This is a genomic window from Sphingobium sp. ba1 (assembly GCF_000743655.1).
GTDB lineage: Bacteria > Pseudomonadota > Alphaproteobacteria > Sphingomonadales > Sphingomonadaceae > Sphingobium.
In genome coordinates this window covers 162,338-165,390 of the sequence record NZ_JPPQ01000006.1, presented here as the reverse complement: position 1 = coordinate 165,390, position 3,053 = coordinate 162,338, and the positions used below count along the sequence as shown (strand labels likewise).

Annotated in this window: 2 protein-coding genes and 1 pseudogene; 2 read left to right on the top strand and 1 reads right to left on the bottom strand. The window is 57.4% G+C overall.

Annotated elements, in window-relative coordinates:
* The first annotated feature begins 286 nt into the window (after window positions 1–286).
* Window positions 287–1,424: pseudogene (locus IL54_RS00925) on the top strand (IS3 family transposase).
* A 267-nt stretch (window positions 1,425–1,691) separates the two neighbouring features.
* Window positions 1,692–2,159: a YybH family protein gene (locus tag IL54_RS00920; protein ID WP_037472261.1), complete on the top strand. Its 468-nt coding sequence runs from the start codon at window positions 1,692–1,694 to the stop codon at window positions 2,157–2,159.
* A 301-nt stretch (window positions 2,160–2,460) separates the two neighbouring features.
* Here the strand turns inward: IL54_RS00920 and IL54_RS00910 are convergent, their stop codons facing one another.
* A complete protein-coding gene (locus tag IL54_RS00910; RefSeq protein ID WP_037472259.1) occupies window positions 2,461–2,910 on the bottom strand; it encodes a flagellar hook-basal body complex protein FliE in 450 nt (149 codons plus the stop codon).
* Window positions 2,911–3,053: the final 143 nt, after the last annotated feature.

Sequence of the window (3,053 nt, the reverse complement as noted above, 5' to 3'; positions counted from 1 at the left end):
GTCGCGGACGTTGTACTGGGTGGTGCTTGGCCTGATGACGCTCGCTATCTCCATCCAGGGGTTCCTTGGCGGAACCTTCATGCACGGCGGATTATACCACTTGGCATTCTGAACGGGTCCGTCTGTGCGCATAAAGCGGTCGTTTTCTGAACAGGGACGGCCGAGGGCGCGTCTTCACCGAGGACGCGCCTTTGACTGATCAGAGGTGGCCTGGCAAAACTGCACATCGGGATAAGTGGATTTTCTGCCTGCCGGCGGCCAGGATGGCCGCGTGACTGGAGTAGAGATGAGCAAACGACCACGCCGGAATCACAGCCCGGCATTCAAAGCGAAGGTGGCATTGGCCGCCGTGAAGGGCGAGAAGACGCTGGCGGAGCTGGCGCAGCAGTTTGACGTGCATCCGAACCAGATCACGCAATGGCGCGGGCAGCTTCTGGAAGGGGCTGCCGGTGTATTCGGGAGCGAGACGCGGAGCGAGGCTGCCGAGCCAGTGATCGACGTAAAGACGCTGCACGCCAAAATCGGTGAACTGACGTTGGTGAACGATTTTTTGTCAGGGGCGCTCGGGAAGGCGGGACTGTTGCCGAGCGCAAAACGATGATCGACCGTTCGCACGCACTGCCGTTGGCGCGGCAAGCCCGGGAGCTGGGGATCAGCCGGGGCAGCATTTATTATCTGCCCAGACCGGTGCCGCCTGCCGATCTCGCCATCATGCGGCGGATCGACGAACTGCACCTGGAGTTTCCATTCGCCGGGAGCCGGATGCTGCGCGACCTGCTCCGGCAGGAGGGCTTCAAGATCGGCCGCCAGCATGTTGGCACGCTGATGAAGACGATGGCGATTGAGGCGATCTACCGCCGCCCGAGCACATCGAAGCCCGCGCTGGGGCACAAGATCTATCCCTATTTGCTGCGCAAGCTGGCGATCGTGCGTCCCAACCAAGTCTTGGCGACCGACATCAGTTACATTCCGATGGCGAGGGGCTTTGTATATCTCGTTGCCATCGTGGACTGGTTCAGCCGCAACGTTCTGGCCTGGCGGGTGTCGATCACGATGGAAGCCGATTTTTGTGTTGAGGCTCTGGAAGAAGCACTGGCGCGCTTCGGCAAACCGGAGATTTTCAATACAGATCAGGGCAGCCAATTCACGAGCATGGCCTTCACCAGCGTGCTGCTCCGAGAAAAAATCGCCATAAGCATGGACGGCAGGGGCGCGTGGCGCGACAATGTCGTTGTCGAGCGCCTGTGGCGCTCAGTCAAATATGAGGAGGTTTACCTCCGGGCCTACGGCGGGTCAGCGAAGCCCGCGCGTCGATCGGTCGTTATCTGAACTTTTACAATGGAAGGAGGCCACATTCGAGCCTCGCCGCCAGGACGCCGGATCAGGCGTATTTTGACAACCTGCCGGTAATGATGGCAGCATGAATTTGGCAACCGATACGGGGCGTCACTCCGATCGGGCTACGCCCTCCCTGCATGACGCCCCGTATTGGCAAGGCAAGGAACCCGGCAGACGATCCACTTAACCATTGCCGATCCCTGTTCAGACAAACCCGGCCACCTCTCTTACCTCTCTTGTTCAGGTAGCAGGATTTGCTTGGTTTGATAATACTAGCGATATCGGTACAAGAATTCCTGAGGGCACCTTATGAATGGTGGCCTCAACCATCTTGCGGTATCAAAGGGGGAAACATGATTTTGGTATTGAGAGTAGCAGTAGCCACAGCGTTGGCCATGCCGATCGCAGTCACCGCGCAGCCTGAGCGAGTCGCGGATACAGGGGCCGTGGAGGCGGTGCTGTCACAGTACAAGGCGGCGATCAAGAAGCTCGACGCAAAGGGTACCGAGGATCTCTTCGCGGTCGACTCGCAGATATTCGAAACGGGTGGCTACGAGGGAACCTACACAACATACCTTGCCCATCATCTTGCGCCAGAGCTGGCGGCGTTCAAGTCGTTCACATTTTCTGACTACAAGGTCAGCGTTCGCTTTGAGGGACCGGTTGCACTCGCTACTGAGACCTACCGCTATCGGATCGAACCCAAGAACGGAGCCGTTGCCGAGCGTATTGGCGTCGCGACCAGCGTCTTAACGCGCGTGGGAAATAGCTGGAAAATCGTCAGCATGCACAATAGCGGTCGCAAGCCGAAAGGCTCCTGATCGGTCTGTGGCCGCTACTGCTTCTTCGCTGGATTTGGCGTAGGCGAGTGCGCTGTCGCGTTTGTAGAGTTCGTCGGGTGATCGTGCTCCGCTATGCCGGCATAATGGTTCATCTGATCCTCGGAGATGTCCGACGTTTTTTCGCTGCTGCCACAAGCCGTTACGGCTAGGGATAACAGAAACATGGCCGCGATAAGCGCCCTCGATCTTCTCATAACATAATACCCTTCGATGCCGAGCTGAACCATCATAGCTGATCCGGTGCTTGACTTGCTTACAATGATACGGTCGACAGCTTGCGCTAGACCGGCATGCTCATGATGTCCTTATACGCGGAAAGCAACCTATTGCGAACCTGCAGCGTCGCTTCGAAGGCGATCGACGACTCCTGCCGCGCGAGCATGACCTTTGCAATATCGACCTCTTCGCCGCGCTCATAGGCGACTGTCAACTGGCCGGCGCGAGCGTTGATGTCATTAATCTTTTGAAGCTGTGTTTGCAGTGTAGAGGTAAAGCCGCCTGGTTCCGTGCGTTCAGTCCCCAAAATCCTTTGGTTTGAGCCAGGGCCTGCAAGCGAGTCTGCACCGTCCGCCTTTCCAAGCACGGTATCCATCGCTGCTTCGAATTTTGCTCCCGCACCCCCGGGGCTACCAACAGAACCCGCGCTGCTTGCTACATTTCGAAGCGCCGCATTCCTGTCGAGGATGGCGCTTCGCATAGCCAAGAGGTCGTTGATGGAGATGCTGCTCATGTTCACCCCGGTGCGATTTTTAGCATTGCCATATAATGGCATCGCAAGCGTTAGAGGATAGTTAACGACGCTTAGGAATGATTGCTTGATCGTAAAAGCCGCGTGCCGATTCTCATAGGTTGTCCACCGTCAGCACCAATGGC